The sequence below is a fragment of the Bacillus sp. LJBS17 genome (assembly GCF_019334685.1).
Taxonomy (GTDB): Bacteria; Bacillota; Bacilli; order Bacillales; family Bacillaceae; genus Bacillus; species Bacillus subtilis.
The window spans coordinates 1614357-1630282 of the sequence record NZ_CP079759.1 but is presented as its reverse complement, the minus strand read 5'-3'; the positions used below and the strand labels follow the sequence as shown (position 1 = coordinate 1630282).

General features: G+C 45.4%; 15 protein-coding genes. 1 reads left to right on the top strand and 14 read right to left on the bottom strand.

The genetic code is table 11. The features are described from left to right. Positions 1–2: 2 nt before the first annotated feature. The 10 genes from rsmB to KXZ66_RS08385 form a co-directional block, all read right to left on the bottom strand. Positions 3–1346 carry a 16S rRNA (cytosine(967)-C(5))-methyltransferase RsmB gene (gene rsmB, locus KXZ66_RS08430; RefSeq protein ID WP_049139978.1) on the bottom strand — a complete coding sequence of 448 codons (1344 nt, stop codon included), beginning with the start codon at positions 1344–1346 and terminating at the stop codon, positions 3–5. After that, on the bottom strand, positions 1333–2286 hold the full coding sequence (gene fmt / locus KXZ66_RS08425) for a methionyl-tRNA formyltransferase (RefSeq protein WP_021479312.1): 954 nt from the start codon (positions 2284–2286) through the stop codon (positions 1333–1335). Before fmt ends, rsmB begins: the two co-directional genes overlap by 14 nt. A gap of 4 nt (positions 2287–2290) precedes the next feature. Further along, the gene (gene def, locus KXZ66_RS08420) at positions 2291–2773 is read right to left on the bottom strand and encodes a peptide deformylase (RefSeq protein ID WP_015383630.1); all 483 of its coding nucleotides are present in this window, start codon (positions 2771–2773) and stop codon (positions 2291–2293) included. A 26-nt stretch (positions 2774–2799) separates the two neighbouring features. Continuing rightward, the gene (gene priA, locus KXZ66_RS08415) at positions 2800–5217 is read right to left on the bottom strand and encodes a primosomal protein N' (protein ID WP_219144872.1); all 2418 of its coding nucleotides are present in this window, start codon (positions 5215–5217) and stop codon (positions 2800–2802) included. Further along, a complete protein-coding gene (gene coaBC / locus KXZ66_RS08410; RefSeq protein ID WP_219144871.1) occupies positions 5214–6434 on the bottom strand; it encodes a bifunctional phosphopantothenoylcysteine decarboxylase/phosphopantothenate--cysteine ligase CoaBC in 1221 nt (406 codons plus the stop codon). Before coaBC ends, priA begins: the two co-directional genes overlap by 4 nt. A gap of 80 nt (positions 6435–6514) precedes the next feature. Continuing rightward, positions 6515–6718 carry a DNA-directed RNA polymerase subunit omega gene (rpoZ, locus tag KXZ66_RS08405; protein WP_003221520.1) on the bottom strand — a complete coding sequence of 68 codons (204 nt, stop codon included), beginning with the start codon at positions 6716–6718 and terminating at the stop codon, positions 6515–6517. A 3-nt stretch (positions 6719–6721) separates the two neighbouring features. Further along, positions 6722–7336, bottom strand: a complete 615-nt coding sequence (gene gmk / locus KXZ66_RS08400; protein ID WP_003232083.1) for a guanylate kinase — start codon at positions 7334–7336, stop codon at positions 6722–6724. Positions 7337–7343: 7 nt separating this feature from the next. Next, positions 7344–7613 carry an extracellular matrix/biofilm regulator RemA gene (gene remA, locus KXZ66_RS08395; RefSeq protein WP_003154355.1) on the bottom strand — a complete coding sequence of 90 codons (270 nt, stop codon included), beginning with the start codon at positions 7611–7613 and terminating at the stop codon, positions 7344–7346. Between the two features lie 76 nt (positions 7614–7689). Then, complete coding sequence (locus KXZ66_RS08390; protein WP_009967215.1) at positions 7690–8565, bottom strand: YicC/YloC family endoribonuclease; 876 nt, start codon at positions 8563–8565, stop codon at positions 7690–7692. An 82-nt stretch (positions 8566–8647) separates the two neighbouring features. Beyond that, the gene (locus KXZ66_RS08385; protein WP_015252116.1) at positions 8648–11320 is read right to left on the bottom strand and encodes a calcium-translocating P-type ATPase, SERCA-type; all 2673 of its coding nucleotides are present in this window, start codon (positions 11318–11320) and stop codon (positions 8648–8650) included. Between the two features lie 121 nt (positions 11321–11441). On the opposite strand from KXZ66_RS08385, the gene rqcH reads away from it, so the two are divergent. Beyond that, positions 11442–13154, top strand: a complete 1713-nt coding sequence (gene rqcH / locus KXZ66_RS08380; RefSeq protein ID WP_021479315.1) for a tRNA modification protein RqcH — start codon at positions 11442–11444, stop codon at positions 13152–13154. Positions 13155–13193: 39 nt separating this feature from the next. On the opposite strand, the gene sirC is transcribed toward rqcH, so the two are convergent. The 4 genes from sirC to cysC form a co-directional block, all read right to left on the bottom strand. Then, a complete protein-coding gene (sirC, locus tag KXZ66_RS08375) occupies positions 13194–13682 on the bottom strand; it encodes a precorrin-2 dehydrogenase (protein WP_015715866.1) in 489 nt (162 codons plus the stop codon). After that, complete coding sequence (gene sirB, locus KXZ66_RS08370) at positions 13663–14448, bottom strand: sirohydrochlorin chelatase (RefSeq protein WP_049139974.1); 786 nt, start codon at positions 14446–14448, stop codon at positions 13663–13665. Before sirB ends, sirC begins: the two co-directional genes overlap by 20 nt. 2 nt (positions 14449–14450) lie before the next feature. Further along, the gene (gene cobA / locus KXZ66_RS08365) at positions 14451–15224 is read right to left on the bottom strand and encodes a uroporphyrinogen-III C-methyltransferase (protein ID WP_029946173.1); all 774 of its coding nucleotides are present in this window, start codon (positions 15222–15224) and stop codon (positions 14451–14453) included. A gap of 98 nt (positions 15225–15322) precedes the next feature. Beyond that, positions 15323–15916 (bottom strand): adenylyl-sulfate kinase, encoded by a 594-nt coding sequence (cysC, locus tag KXZ66_RS08360; RefSeq protein WP_015252120.1) that lies wholly within the window; start codon positions 15914–15916, stop codon positions 15323–15325. Positions 15917–15926: the final 10 nt, after the last annotated feature.

The window sequence follows — 15926 nt, the reverse complement described above, 5'->3', positions numbered from 1 at the left end:
GCTTATCCCTTCTTTCTCATGCTGCAAATAAAGAAACCATCTGTTCCGAAATAATGAGGAAGGATTTGAAGCCTTCCATCCCGAACAAAGGGTCTCACCTTTTCAGGCAGCCGCTTTTCAAGAGACAAATCGGGTTCAAAATCAGGATGTTCTTGTATAAACGCATGTATTACTTCATCATTTTCTGTCCGGTCCATTGTACACGTACTGTAGACAAGAGTGCCACCTTTTTTTACTAATGGTGCGATTTCCCTCAGGATCGACAGCTGGATTTCAGCTAGACGCGCGCTGTCGTCAGGCTTTTTCGTGTATTTCATGTCCGGCTTTCTTCTGATAACACCGAAACCTGAGCACGGAGCATCAACCAATATCCGGTCAAACTGTTCGTTTTCAAACGTTTCCCCCGCTTTTCTCGCATCCATTGTCTCCGCATGAATGATTGTCAGGCCAAGACGGTTTGCCGCTTCTTTGATCAGCTTCACTTTATGTTTGTGAAGATCAAGCGACGTAACGCTCCCCTTGTTCTTCATTAATTCTGCGATATGAGCTGACTTGCCGCCAGGCGCCGCACACGCGTCAAGCACTGTTTCATCAGGCTTAGGATCAAGGGCGCGGGCGACGAGCATGGAGCTCTCATCCTGGATGGATACTTCGCCGTTTTGGAAGAAATGAGTTCCGGCAATTGATCCCTTTAAGAGCTTCACAGCATCTTCAGCGAGATCGCCTTTTTCAACTTCGATTCCCTCAGCAGCCATTTGGTCAAGCAGCTCAGCTCTGCCTGCTTTCATTTGATTGACACGCAGCGTCTGCTTCGGCGGAATGAGGTGGATACGGCAAATCTTTTCGGCCGCGTCAAACCCATACGCATCCGCCCACTCTTTCACAAGCCATTCCGGATGGCTTGTTTCTGTCGCCAGCCTGCGTACAGGATCTTCGATGGCGTCAAAGGATGGAACACCTTCGCGCTGGATAGAACGAAGCACGCCATTGACAAAAGAAGCAATGCCTTTGTGTCCGCGGATTTTAGCAATCTCAACCGCTTCATGGATGGCTGCCCTGTCTGGAATCTTCTCTAAATACTCCATTTGATATAAGGATAGGCGAAGAAGCTGAATCACCCACGGCTTTACCTTTTGAGGCTTATTGATAAACGGTTTAAGCATATAATCAAGCGCGATCTTATTTTGTAATGTACCATAGACAAGTTCAGTCAAAAGCCCTCTGTCCTGATCACTCAGTTCATTTGATTTAATGACCGATTTCAGCAGCAGGTTGCTGTATGCCTGGTTTTGTTCTAATTTGATCAGCGCCTCAAGGGCGATGTCACGAACACTAGTTTTTTTCATTGTTTACTCCTAACACATCACCGGCTTCAACATGAGCTCCTCGCACAAAGTCTTCGCCTTTCATTCGTTTCTTGCCTGCCGGCTGGAGTTCGGTTAATAACAGAGCCGTATCGTTACCTGTGGCAACGATAATCCCTTCCTTTTCAACCGCAACGACTGTGCCGGGCTCAGCTGTTGTTGGTGCCGGTATTTTTTTCGACGCCCATACTTTCAAGTTTTGTCCGTTTAGAGTCGTATAGGCAACAGGCCATGGATTTAAGCCGCGGATCTGGTTGTAAAGCTCTTCGCCCGTTCTGGACCAGTCGAGCAGCTCTTGCTCTCTTTTGATATTAGGCGCGTATGTCGCTTTCTCTTCATCCTGCTTTTCAGGTGAAATGCTGCCGGCAATAACGTTTGGAACCGTTTCAGACAATAGCTTCGCGCCAGCAACGCTTAATTTATCGTGCAGTGTTCCGACATTGTCGGTTTCTTCAATGTCCACTTCCACTTTTGAGATCATATCGCCCGCATCCAATTTTTCTACCATATACATAATGGTAACCCCGGTTTTCTTCTTTCCCTGCAGAATGGAATAATGGATCGGAGCACCGCCGCGCAGTTCCGGCAAAAGGGATGCGTGAACGTTAATGCAGCCGTATTTTGGACTGTCGAGAAGCTCTTTAGGCAAAATTTGTCCGAATGCCGCCGTTACAATCAGGTCAGGCTTTAATGCCAGCACTTTTTCAATTTCTTCTGTCAATCTGACTTTTTCCGGCTGAAGAACCGGGATGCCGTGGCGCAATGCCTCTTCCTTGACCGGAGGAGGTGTCATGACTTTTTTTCTGCCCTTCGGACGGTCCGGCTGTGTGACGACCCCCACTACTTCATATCCATCCTCTATCAGGGTTCTTAAAACAGGAACTGAAAAATCCGGCGTTCCCATAAATACGATTCTCGTCATCAAATCATCCTTCCATATCCGCTAGTTCATCTTCTGTATAGTATTTACTTATTTTAGATGTAAACAGCACACCGTCTAAGTGGTCCATTTCATGCTGCACGGCTCTTGCTAAAAAGCCTCGCGCTTCCAGAATGAACGGTTTTCCCTGACGGTTAAACGCACGCACTTTGACATAATCGGCACGTGTGACATCACCATAGACGCCAGGAAAGCTCAAGCATCCTTCAATTCCGGTTTGCTCGCCGCTTTTTTCTAAAATTTCAGGATTAACGAGATCAATTCTCCCTCTGTCATCCCCGATGTCTACAACGGCCGCTCTTTTTAAAATGCCGATTTGCGGCGCTGCCAGTCCGACACCATCCATTTCAAGCATGGTGTCGTACATATCATCAAGCAGTTTTTTTAGCTTTTTATCAAAAACAGTCACGGTTTCCGCAGGTGTTTCCAAAACCTCCGCAGGATGTGTGACGACCTTTTTTACTGCCAATTTGTTACCCTCCAAGACGTGAGATCTTACATCATCATATAAGGATTCATATCAATTGAAATCATTACATGTTTTTGTTCAATTTCGCGTTTATAATGTTCCAGTATCTTCTTCAATAAAGCGGATAACTGGGTTTCCTGTTTGTATTTTATCACGCATTGATAGCGATATCTATCTTTGATCCTGGCTATCGGCGACGCGCTTGGTCCGAGAATTTTCGTGTCAGCTCCGCAGTTTGCTTTCAAAAAATGAGCGATCTTTTCAGCTGTAACCGCTGCTTTCGCCACTTCCTCATGAGAAACAGTCACAAGAGCCAAATAGTAGTATGGCGGATAGGATTGCTCTCTCCTGTGCGCCATTTCATGCTGATAGAACGTTTCATAATCGTGTGTTTTCGTCAGCTGGATACTGTAATGAGACGGTGTATACGTTTGAATGATGACATGGCCGGGCTTTTCATGCCTGCCTGCCCGGCCGCTGACTTGCGTTAACAGCTGAAATGTTTTTTCAGCCGATCTGAAATCAGGAATATGAAGTGTTGTATCAGCACTTAACACTCCGACAAGCGTGACATTCGGAAAATCAAGCCCTTTCGCAATCATTTGCGTTCCGAGAAGAATATCCGCTTTTCCTTCTCCGAAAGCTGACAGTAATTTTTCATGGGCGCCTTTCCGTGATGTCGTGTCAACATCCATCCGAATCACTCTCGCACTTGGCAGCACTTTTGTCAGCTCTTCCTCCACTCGCTGTGTTCCCGTTCCGAAAAAGCGGATATGCTCGCTTGCGCATTCAGGACAAGTGTGCGGAACAGGCTCTTCATGTCCGCAATAATGGCATTTCAGCCTTTGGCCGTAACGATGATACGTCATGGAAATGTCGCAGTGCGGGCATTGCGGGACATAGCCGCAATCCCTGCACATCACAAAGGAAGAATAGCCCCTCTTATTTAAAAACAGCACCGCCTGCTCACCCTTGGCAATCGTTTCTTCAAGCTTTTCCATCAATTCAACTGAAAACATTGAACGATTGCCGTTTCTAAGCTCCTCTCTCATATCGACAAGCGAAACCTCAGGCATCACCCGGTGGTTAACACGGTGCTTCAGTGAAAGAAGCTCGTATACGCCCTTTTGCGCTCTTGCATATGACTCTAATGTCGGCGTAGCACTCCCTAATACAACCGGGCAGCTGTGATGCTCAGCCCGCTTGATTGCCACCTCTTTCGCATGATAGCGCGGCATTTCTTCCTGTTTATAGGAAGACTCGTGCTCTTCATCGATGATTATCATTCCGAGATTTTCAAACGGAGCAAAAATCGCGGATCTGGCACCGACGACAAGCCGTACTTCCTTCCGGTGGATTTTACGCCACTCGTCATATTTTTCTCCTGTGGATAAACCGCTGTGCATGACTGCCACCTGGGAGCCGAAGCGGCCCTTGAAGCGGTTGACCATTTGCGGCGTCAGCGATATTTCCGGTACGAGGACGATGGCTTCTTTTCCTTTCGCCAGTACTTTTTCAATTGATTGCAGATAAATTTCCGTTTTTCCGCTTCCTGTCACGCCGTGAAGGAGGAACACTTTATGGTCATCGCTGTCCAATGTCTCGCGTATGGGCTCAAAGGCAGCCCTCTGTTCGTCTGTCAGCGGCAGGGGCTCTGTTTTTTTGAACATTTTGTCCTGATAGGGATCTCTGTAAACCTCTTCATAGCTTTCCTTCAAAAGCCCTTTTTGGATAAGGGTTTTGATGGTTGCAGAGCTCGTGTCCGTTTTTTTGCACAATTCCGCTGCAGGAATTTTCACACCTTCCGGCTCAGAGATGAGAAAGTGAAGAATCGCCTGCTGTTTTGCTGCTTGGCGGGACAATCCCTCAGCCTGCTTAGCAAGCTCTTCTTTACTCGCATTTGCCTGAATATGCCTGACCATTTTTTTATTGGTTTTTTGCGCGACTTTATACGTCACGTCAATGGCCCCTTTTTGAACATGCCTTTGAATCAGTTTCAGCGTATCATGATCGGGTATATCTGAATACAGCAGCGTCTTTGTTTCAGAAAACAGCCGTTCCACTTGCGGCGGAAGATCGGCGCCGTGTGCAATTTTTAATTCTTTTTCATATTTCGCCTTTAAGGCGGCAGGCAGCATTGCTTGAAGCGCCGTTATTTTAAAAGAAAGCGTTTTGTCTGACAGCCATGATGACAGATCCATAAGCTCCTCTGTCAGAACAGGTGTAAGATCTAATAAATCCTCTACTTCCTTGACAGATTTTCCCGATAGGTCAGATGCTTCTTTGACTGCTGTCACAAACCCTTGAATCTTACGGGGGCCAAACGGAACAATGACCCGCATCCCCGTTTTGATCATGCCCTTGAGATGGTCTGGGATTTTATAATCAAAAGGCCTGTCTATATTTTTGGTGCTGACATCAACGATGACTTCTGCAAAATTCATGAGCGCTCTCCGGTTTGTTTTGAGAGGGCTGCGATCTCCTGAAGGATTTCAAAAGAAACATCGAGCTTAGACATGATCGGAAGTTCGCGTTTATGCCCGTCTTTGAGAAAGATTGTCACGATATTCGTATCAGCACCAAAACCGGCCCCATTTGCTTTCACATCATTTGCCACAATCAAATCAAGGTTTTTAGCGGCGAGCTTTTTACGTGCATAGTGTTCAATGTCTTGTGTTTCGGCGGCAAATCCGACCAAAATCTGCTCTTTCTTTTTCTCGCCCAATTCTTTCAAAATATCGACTGTTCTTTTCAGTTCTAAGGTCATGCCGCCGTCTTGTTTTTTCATTTTATGGTCAAATACTGTTTTCGGCGTAAAATCGGCTACCGCAGCTGTTTTAATGACTATATCGCTTGCGTCATACACAGAGAGCACAGCTTCGCGCATATCCGCAGCCGATTGAACCGGGATAAACTCAGCAAGGCCTTTAGGCTGACCAAGTGAAACAGGCCCAGAAATTAAGGTTACCCGTGCGCCGAGCTGAACAGCAGCCTCCGCTAGTGCGTAGCCCATTTTGCCCGTCGATTTATTGGTAAAAAACCGGACAGGATCAACCGCTTCCCGCGTTGGACCGGCTGTAATGACCACATGCTTGCCTTCTAAAGGAGCGGATGTTTCTTCAGCAAAATGTTTTTCGGCCAGCTTTACGATGTTTTCCGGCTCTTCCAATCTGCCTTTTCCTACGTAACCGCATGCTAAATAGCCCTCACTTGGCTCAATAAAACGATAACCGTCCTGATAAAGAACAGAAATGTTTCGTTTGACTGCCGGGTGGTCATACATATGAACGTTCATTGCCGGCGCGATCCAAACGGGAGCCGTTGCTGCCAACAATGTTGTCGTCAGCATATCATCAGCGATGCCGTTTGCCAGTTTTCCAATCACATTTGCAGTAGCCGGTGCTACGATAATCAAGTCAGCCCAGTCTGCAGCATCAATATGAGAAATAACGCTTGGATTTTGTTCTTTAAATGTATCTGTATAGACTTCGTGGCGGCTCAATGCCTGAAATGTCAGCGGTGAAACGAATCGGCAAGCGGATTCAGTCATAATCACTTTGACATTTGCTCCTGCCTGAACCAGCTTGCTCGTTAACGCACAGGCTTTATAAACAGCGATGCCTCCGCTCACGCAAAGTAACACATTTCGATTGTTAAGCAATAAATTCTCCCCCTCTGCACTTTACAAAACCGCACGGAAAAAAATAACAACCTACATGATATAGGTTGCTACTTGTGCTACTATTCGCGGTCTTCCTTTTCAAACGAAAGCAGGCCTGCATCAATTTCTTCTAAAGCTTTGCCTACATATTTGTGTGAAATCGTATGTTCAATCATTTGGTCTTTTTTGATTTGCATTTCACGTGCGCGTCTCGCAGAAACAGTCACCAGCGTATATTTTGAATCTAATTTATTCATTAAAGAATCAATTGACGGATCTAACATTGATTATTCAACCTCCAGCATTTTCTTATATCTTGGTGCAACGCGTTCACGCTTCAAATGTTCAGCAAGAACGATTGCTTTGATTTTATCGCAAGCCGTTTCGACATTATCGTTTTCAACGACATAGTCATAAGCATCCATCATTTCGATCTCAGCTTTTGCGGCTTTCATTCGATTTTCAATCAGAGCGTCTGTTTCTGTGCCTCGTGTCACGATTCTGTTTTTCAGTTCAGAAAGGCTTGGAGGCGCAAGGAAAATAAACAGGCCTTCCGGGAAAGCATTTCTCACTTGAAGAGCCCCTTGAACTTCAATTTCTAAAAAGACGTCTTTTCCATCTTGAAGCGTCTGTTCAACATAATCGACTGGCGTGCCGTAATAATTGCCGACATACTCTGCCCATTCAAGCAGCTTGTTGTCCGCAATCATTTGTTCGAATTCGTCTCTTGTTTTGAAAAAATAATCGACTCCGTTCACTTCGCCCTCTCTTGGACTTCTTGTGGTTACTGAAATCGAATATTCAAATTTTGTGTCTTCCTGCGAAAAGATCGCTTGTCGAACCGTTCCTTTACCAACTCCTGAGGGACCTGAGAGAACGATTAATAACCCTCTTTCTTTCATGCGGCAATTACCCCTGCCCTTCATCCATAATTTCTTCTTTAACAGAAAGTCTGTGTGCAACTGTCTCAGGCTGGACGGCAGATAAGATAATGTGATCACTATCCATGACGACAACTGCACGGGTTCTTCGTCCGTATGTAGCGTCAATTAGCATTCCGCGGTCTCTTGCATCCTGAATCATCCGTTTGATTGGCGCAGACTCCGGGCTGACAATCGAAATCATCCGATTGGCGGAGATGATATTGCCAAATCCGATATTAATCAGTTTAATCGTCATCTTCTACGTTCCCCCTGTAAAATAGACGTCTCTAGTTTAGCCTAGTAAGACCGTCTGTAAACAATACGCACAGTCACTATTCTATATTTTGCACTTGTTCTTTTATTTTTTCAATAGAACTTTTCATTTCAACGACAAGCTTTGTGATCTGATGATCATTTGCTTTTGAGCCGATCGTATTTGCTTCCCGATTGAGCTCCTGAACAAGAAAGTCGAGTTTGCGCCCGACAGCTCCGCCACTAGCTAATATATCACGAAACTGGGCGAAGTGGCTCTTCAGCCTTGTAATCTCTTCAGTGATATCAGAGCGGTCTGCAAAAATAGCGCATTCTGTTACAAGCCGGCTCTCGTCTAATACATCTTCAGTCCATTCTTTGATTCTGGCGTACAGCCGTTCCCGGTAACGAGATACGACATCTGCAGCCAGCAATTCAGTTTCTCTCACCAGCTCTTCAAGCTGGTCAATATGCATCAGGCAGTCTTTCGCTAAGAGCAGCCCCTCTTTTTCACGCATTTCACAGAGACCTTTTACCGCTTCTTCTGCAGCATCGATGATCAACGCCTCCAGCTTGTCATTTTGCGTCTGTTCTTCATGAACCTGGACGACATGATCAAGCTTAAAGAAATCCATTACATCGGGCTCTGCAGACAATTGATACCGCTTCTTCATATCTCTCGCGGCTGCGACAAACTCATCGAGCAGCGGCCAATCAATTTCAAGCCTTTTCTCAACAAGCATATCACTGTCAACGGATACGAAAAGCTCAATTCTTCCGCGCTGAATATGCTGCAGAATGGTCTGTTTCAGCTTATCTTCAAAATATAGCAAAGGCCTTGGCAAACGAGCGTTCACTTCTTTAAATCTGTAGTTCACAGATTTAAGTTCAACGCTTACAGAGAGATCGTCTTGTGTTTTGCTTGCACTGCCGAAGCCTGTCATACTTCGTATCATTTTAAAACACCCAATTCTTCCCTGTTCTCATAATAAAAGGGCAATAGACACGCTATTACCCCTAAGATTATATCATATGAATTTATTTTTTTCTTGTTAAAAGTGACCCCGCCAGCAAAAAAGTAGGGATGGCGGACATACCGATGACGAGCATCCAGTCCCCCGGCGTGATGGCTACAGTATGGAAAATCGGCTGAAGCGGCGGATAGTAGATTACTACAAGCATCAGCAAAATGGATGACAATACCGCGCCGATTAAATACAGGTTTTGAAACGGATTTCTAGAGAAAACAGAAGTTTCGCTGCGGCAGTCAAACACGTGAATAAGCTGAGCGAGCACCAATGTGGCAAACGCGATCGTCTGGGCATAAGCTAAGTTTTCCGGATTGCGGTGGTACACAATGATAAACGCTAAAATAGTGGCAACTCCGATTAAAAATCCTCTGGAAACGACCTTCCATCCTAGCTTGCGGGCAAATACCCCTTCTTTCGGATGACGGGGCTTGCGCTTCATGACGTCTCCTTCCGGCTGATCCATGCCGAGCGCCATTGCCGGCAATCCGTCCGTCACCAAGTTGACCCACAAAATCTGAATCGGAACGAGCGGTAAAGGAAGGGCGAGCAGCATCGCAAACAGCATGACAAGGATTTCTCCGACGTTAGACGCCAGCAGGTATCTGATAAACTTCCTGATATTTTCGTAGATGTTCCTGCCTTCTTTTATCGCTGATTTAATCGTCGCAAAATTATCATCTACGAGAACAAGAGATGATGCTTCTTTGGCCACATCTGTCCCGGTAATGCCCATAGAGACTCCGATATCAGCTTGTTTAATGGCAGGAGCATCATTGACGCCGTCTCCCGTCATCGCCACAATATGCCCGTTCTCCTGATAGGCTTTTACGATTTTTAGTTTATGTTCAGGGGAAACGCGGGCAAATACATATACATCCTCCACCACATGAGAAAGCTCTTCTTGAGAAAGTTCATTCAGCATCTTGCCGTCCATGATTTTGCCGCTTTTCGGAAGGAGGCGCAAGTCTTTCGCTATCGCTTTAGCAGTTTCTACATGATCACCTGTAATCATAACGGTCTTAATTCCTGCTTCACGGCATTCTTTTATCGCCTGTCTGACTTCCGGCCGCGGGGGATCAATGATACCTGAAAGGCCAAGCATGGTCAGATCTTTTTCCGCCTGCTCCATTGACGGTGTTTCGCCTGCTTTTATCGGCCTGTAGGCGACGGCTATCGTTCTGAGCGCCTGTGATGCCAAATGTCTTAATACCGCCTCTGTTTCTGCTTTTCTTTCATTTGAAAAAAGAGCCGCTGAGCCGTCATAATAAATACGGGAAGATCGCTGCATCAGTACATCCGGTGCACCTTTTGTAATGATATAGCGCTTTCTGTCTTGATCCTCTACGATGACAGTCATCATTTTCCGTGCAGAATCAAACGGAAATTCTTCGACCACCCGGTAGTTTGATTCAACAAACTCCTTTGAAAAACCGCCTTTTCTTGCCGCGGTGAGCAGCGCTCCCTCTGTCGGATCTCCGTCAAGCACATATTCGCCGTCTCTTTTCTCAATATTGGAGTTGTTACAAAGCGCTCCGAACAGAAGCATCTGCTGAAGCGGCTTATGTTCATTGACACTGATCTCTTTTTCGTTTAGTGTGAAGCTTCCTTTCGGTTCATAGCCGGCCCCTGCCACTCTCCATGTTTTCCCCCCGGACCAAACATGTGTCACCGTCATTTTGTTTTGGGTCATTGTCCCTGTTTTATCTGAACAAATGATAGACGCACACCCAAGCGTTTCAACAGCAGGAAGCTTTCTAACAATGGATTTTTGTTTAATCATCCTCTGTACACCAAGCGAAAGCGCCACTGTCACAATCGCCGGCAGCCCCTCCGGAATAGCGGCTACCGCTAACGAGACACCTGCTAAAAACATACTGTACAGATCATGACCCTGAATAACACCGACAGCAACGACAAGTACGGTCAGAAGCAATGCAACAACAATCAAAATCTTTCCGAGCTGCTCCAGTCTTCTTTGCAGCGGGGTTGACAATGTCCCTGCTGATTCAAGCATGTCGGCAATTTTCCCCATAGCCGTATTCATTCCTGTCCCGACGACAACCCCGACACCGCTGCCGCGGGTCACAATCGTTCCCATAAATGCCATATTGGTAATATCGCCGAGTGAAACATCCGGTTTTTTCAATTTATCAGCATGCTTCACAACCGGGATTGATTCCCCGGTCAGCGCTGATTCTTCTATTTCAAGGCTTCTCGCTTCAACAATTCGAACGTCTGCGCCAATTCTGTCCCCGCTCGTAAATTTCACAATATCCCCCGGCACCAGTTCCTTAGAAGGAATCTTTGTCCAGCTTCCTTCCCTTAGTGCCATGACATGCGGTGTTGAAAGCTCTTTTAAAGCCTGAAGGGATTGCTCAGCACGCCTTTCTTGAAAGAAACCGAGTATGCCATTCACAAACACAATCGCAATAATCGCAACCGCATCTACATATTCACCAAGAAATCCTGAGATTAACGTTGCCGCCAGAAGCACAAGCACCATAAAATCTTTGAACTGCGCGAAAAACAAGAGAAGCGCTGAAGTTTTTTTCCCTTCTTGCAGCTCGTTTGGTCCATGCTTGTCAAGGCGTTTTTTTACCTCTTTTTCTGTTAATCCTTGTTTCATGGACGTATTGGTTGCCTCTAGTAAATCTGTTTGTCCCATTTCATGAAACTTCATTCCGCTCGTCCACTCCCCTGCTCTCTTATAGAGATATCACTCTATAAGCATGCTTATTCTGACTCGTCCCATTTCATGCTATAATTATCGAATGCAGGAAGAATGAGAGGGTGTATTGCATATGTCGTTTGATGGCATGTTTACATACGGAATGACACACGAACTTAACGAGAAAATAATGGGCGGACGAATTACAAAAGTCCATCAGCCATATAAGCACGATGTGATTTTCCACATACGTGCCAAGGGAAAAAACCAAAAACTATTATTATCGGCACATCCGAGCTATTCACGGGTGCATATCACGGCACAAGCTTATGAAAATCCAAGCGAACCGCCAATGTTTTGCATGTTGCTGAGAAAGCATATCGAAGGCGGATTCATTGAGAAAATTGAACAAGCGGGCTTAGACCGCATTATGATTTTTCATATCAAAAGCCGAAACGAAATTGGCGATGAAACCGTACGAAAGCTTTATGTAGAAATTATGGGCCGTCACAGCAATATCATTTTGACTGACGCAGCAGAAAATGTGATTATCGACGGACTTAAGCATTTATCACCGTCAATGAACAGCTACCGTACAGTACTGCCCGGCCAAGATTATAAGCTTCCGCCTGCTCAGGACAAAATATCGCCTCTTGAGGCGTCAGAAGATGATATTTTGCGTCACCTCAGCTTTCAAGAAGGAAGGCTTGATAAACAAATTGTCGACCACTTTTCTGGCGTGTCTCCGCTTTTCGCCAAAGAAGCGGTTCACAGAGCAGGTCTTGCCAACAAAGTCACACTGCCAAAAGCGTTGCTGGCACTGTTTGCCGAAGTGAAAGAGCACCGTTTCATTCCCAACATTACGACTGTAAACGGAAAGGAATATTTTTATTTACTGGAGCTGACTCATCTAAAGGGCGAAGCGCGCCGTTTTGATTCATTAAGCGAACTGCTCGACCGTTTTTATTTCGGAAAAGCTGAACGAGACCGAGTCAAACAGCAGGCTCAGGATCTTGAGCGTTTTGTTGTGAACGAACGGAAGAAGAATGCCAACAAAATCAAAAAATTAGAGAAAACCCTGGAGTATTCGGAAAACGCGAAGGAATTTCAGCTTTACGGGGAGCTTTTAACCGCTAATTTATATATGCTGAAAAAAGGTGATAAACAGGCTGAGGTCATCAATTATTATGATGAAGAAAGCCCGACAATCACGATTCCTTTAAACCCGAACAAAACGCCTTCTGAAAACGCACAGGCCTATTTCACGAAATATCAGAAAGCGAAAAATTCGGTCGCAGTTGTCGAGGAGCAAATCCGGCTGGCACAGGAAGAGATCGAATATTTTGATCAGCTGATTCAGCAGCTTTCGTCCGCTTCTCCCCGGGATATCAGTGAAATCAGGGAAGAGCTTGTTGAGGGCAAATATTTGCGCCCTAAGCAGCAAAAGGGCCAGAAAAAGCAAAAACCGCACAATCCGGTGTTAGAAACATATGAATCCACCTCAGGCCTGACAATTTTAGTGGGTAAGAACAATCGTCAAAATGAATATTTAACGACCAGAGCGGCGGCTAGAGACGATATCTGGCTTCACACGAAGGACATTCCCGGCTCCCACGTTGTGATCAGAAGCAGCGAACCGGATGAGCAAACAATCATGGAAGCCGCGACAATTGCAGCTTATTTTTCAAAAGCTAAAGATTCAAGTTCAGTGCCTGTAGATTATACAAAAATCAGGCATGTCAAAAAACCAAACGGCGCGAAACCCGGTTTCGTCACCTATGACAGCCAGCATACCGTCTTTGTCACGCCTGATGCTGATACTGTCATCAAGCTCAAAAAAAGCTGAGCCGCATAAATAAAAGCCAGAGCATTTGTATGCTCTGGCTTATTTCTTTCTTCTCACCTGATAAAGCCTGTTCACTTCAGCAACAAAATCGCCGTCAATCAGCTTATCCACGTTTTCAGCAAGCTCTTTAGTGTGCTTTGGACTGGCTCCGCTTGTAGAAACAGACACAGTGACATGCCCTCTTTTTACGATTTTCGGCATATATACATTGCCAAGCTCAGCGTCACTGACACAATTGACAAGCTGAAAAGGCGAAGCGGATTGGGCAATTTCTTTGTTCACTGCCGCATTATCCGTCGCAGCAATAATGAAGAAAGCATTGAGATAATCTTCTTTTTCAATTGTCCGTTTTTCCCATTTGATACGTCGCTCTTCTGCCATTTGCTTGATTTCCGGTTCAACATCCGGACTGACGAGCGTTATATCAGCTCCCTCAGAAATCACCGTTTTCAGCCTTCTGAGAGCGATGCTTCCGCCCCCCGCAATGACAACCTTCTTCTTTTCCAGGCTAATGTGCAGCGGAAGCATATGAACCTCCATCAAAATCAAATTGTCCCTCAGGATTTGCCGCAGTTTCTCTCACACGGTTCAAAAATGCGTTTTTCACATGAGGATGAAAACCGATATAGGAAGAGAGGTAGACGTTCGGATTATGAGCTTTTAATTTCTGAACCTCTCGTTCGATTTCATTCATCAGCATACCCGTAAAGAGCAAATATGGAACGATAAAGGTTGTTATGCCGTCATCTTTTTTAAGTTCTGAAAAAACCTCTTTGTAATTCGGGCCGCATGCTGTCAAAAAGCACGGAATGACTTCCTTCACTGGAACCATTTCCTGAAGAAGATTAGCAATTCCGGTTACGTCTCTTTTGACATCTGGATCTGAACTTCCCCTTCCGATGAGCACCACTCTGGCATTTTCATACGGAACACCTATGTCTTTCATTCGGTGATATACAGCCTTGACTACTTCTTTGTCAATCCCGATCGGCTTTCCGTATGAAATACGGACTGATGGATATCGAGATGCAACACGGACAATTTCTTCCGGAATATCATGTTTTGCATGCGCAGCTGTTAAAAGAAGCAGAGGCACCACTGCGATATGAGTGGCGCCTTGCTTCACACATGCTTCAAATCCTGTCTCAATTGCCGGCTCCTGAAGCTCTAAAAAGCTGATTTCTTGTACTGGCACAGAGATGTGGGCCTTACATCCTTCCAAAAAGGCTGCGGCTTCTTGCTGCGCTTTTTTGACCCGGCTGCCGTGGCCGACATATAAAATTGCTTGTTTCATTTTTACAACGCCTCGCTTAAATCTTGTTTTTTCAGTTCAGATTCAAACCATTCCAGCTTATAGTGATAATTTACAACATTTCCAATGACAATTAAACTCGGATTTGTAATGTTTTCTTTTATCACCGTTTCTGAAAGGGTGTCAACTGTACAAAAAACAGATTTTTGCTTGTCCGTTGTTCCCCAATGAATAAAGGCTGCCGGCGTAGAACCGTCCCGGCCATTTTCAAGGAGTTTTCTCTCAATCTGCTGCACGTTTTTGATACCCATATAGATGACAAGTGTATCAATTCCTGTAGCCAGCGCTTTCCACTTTTCCTCAAAATCTTCTTCTTTTTTATAGTGACCCGTTACAAAAGCGACATTAGAGCCCGCCTCCCGATGAGTAACAGGAATTCCGGCATAAGCGGCTGCCGCGATTCCAGACGTAATGCCGGGGATGATTTCAAACGGAATTCCATTTTCAGAGAGGCATTCCGCTTCTTCCCCTCCTCTCCCGAACACAAAAGGGTCTCCGCCTTTCAGTCTGACAACCATTTTCCCTTTTTGCGCATACTTCACAAGAAATCGATTGATGGTTTCCTGCTTCATCGTATGAAAATCCGGAAGCTTCCCGCAGTAGATCAGGTCTGCTTGCTCTTTGGCATATTGTAAAATCTCTTTATTTACTAATCTGTCATATAAGATGACATCAGCTTTTTCAATGGCTTTCAGCGCTTTAATTGTCAGCAGATCAGGGTCACCGGGACCCGCTCCTACAATATATACTTTCCCCATCGTATTTCCCCCGATCTATTCGAGTTCTTCCAGAAGATTCGCTGTGATGATGTTCTCGCTTGCATTCCGGCATCTGAGAAGAACGCAGCAGATCATATTCAGCTCAATTTTTGTTTAACAAACTCGATCAGCTGATTTTTACACGCTTCACGGTCATGCTGTCCTGAATCAAGAACGAGCTCTGGAGCTTCCGGTTCTTCATAAGGTGAATCAATTCCTGTAAAGAACGGAATCTCTCCGTTTCTTGCTTTTTTGTAAAGTCCTTTCGGATCTCTTTGTTCACAAATATCAAGGTCGCATTTAATGTAGACTTCATTAAATTCGCCCGCTTCCACAAGCTCGCGAACCTGTTGCCTGTCCTCGCGGAAAGGAGAGATAAAAGCAGTAATCACAATGGTTCCCTGCTGAACAAAAAGCTTTGCCACCTCTCCGATTCGGCGGATGTTTTCTTTTCGGTCTTCATCAGAAAAACCAAGATCCTTATTTAAGCCGTGACGGATATTATCCCCGTCAAGCACAATCACTTGGTAGCCTTGCTCAAACAATTCTCTCGCAGCGGCGTTGGCAATGGTTGATTTGCCTGAGCCGCTTAACCCTGTCAGCCAGAGAATGGAGCTTTTATGCTTGTTTTTTTGCTGGTACTCTTCTTTTGTGATAGAGGCTTCATGCCATACAATATCGCGATTTGTCACTGCCAGTCCT

What these genes read in the sequence shown, in the direction of transcription:
- rsmB (WP_049139978.1), bottom strand. Translation starts at nt 1,346, where the DNA reads ATGAAAAAAACTAGTGTTCGTGACATCGCCCTTGAGGCGCTGATCAAA.
- fmt (WP_021479312.1), bottom strand. Translation starts at nt 2,286, where the DNA reads ATGACGAGAATCGTATTTATGGGAACGCCGGATTTTTCAGTTCCTGTT.
- priA (WP_219144872.1), bottom strand. Translation starts at nt 5,217, where the DNA reads ATGAATTTTGCAGAAGTCATCGTTGATGTCAGCACCAAAAATATAGAC.
- rpoZ (WP_003221520.1), bottom strand. Translation starts at nt 6,718, where the DNA reads ATGTTAGATCCGTCAATTGATTCTTTAATGAATAAATTAGATTCAAAA.
- gmk (WP_003232083.1), bottom strand. Translation starts at nt 7,336, where the DNA reads ATGAAAGAAAGAGGGTTATTAATCGTTCTCTCAGGTCCCTCAGGAGTT.
- remA (WP_003154355.1), bottom strand. Translation starts at nt 7,613, where the DNA reads ATGACGATTAAACTGATTAATATCGGATTTGGCAATATCATCTCCGCC.
- KXZ66_RS08390 (WP_009967215.1), bottom strand. Translation starts at nt 8,565, where the DNA reads ATGATACGAAGTATGACAGGCTTCGGCAGTGCAAGCAAAACACAAGAC.
- KXZ66_RS08385 (WP_015252116.1), bottom strand. Translation starts at nt 11,320, where the DNA reads ATGAAGTTTCATGAAATGGGACAAACAGATTTACTAGAGGCAACCAAT.
- rqcH (WP_021479315.1), top strand. Translation starts at nt 11,442, where the DNA reads ATGTCGTTTGATGGCATGTTTACATACGGAATGACACACGAACTTAAC.
- sirC (WP_015715866.1), bottom strand. Translation starts at nt 13,682, where the DNA reads ATGCTTCCGCTGCACATTAGCCTGGAAAAGAAGAAGGTTGTCATTGCG.
- sirB (WP_049139974.1), bottom strand. Translation starts at nt 14,448, where the DNA reads ATGAAACAAGCAATTTTATATGTCGGCCACGGCAGCCGGGTCAAAAAA.
- cobA (WP_029946173.1), bottom strand. Translation starts at nt 15,224, where the DNA reads ATGGGGAAAGTATATATTGTAGGAGCGGGTCCCGGTGACCCTGATCTG.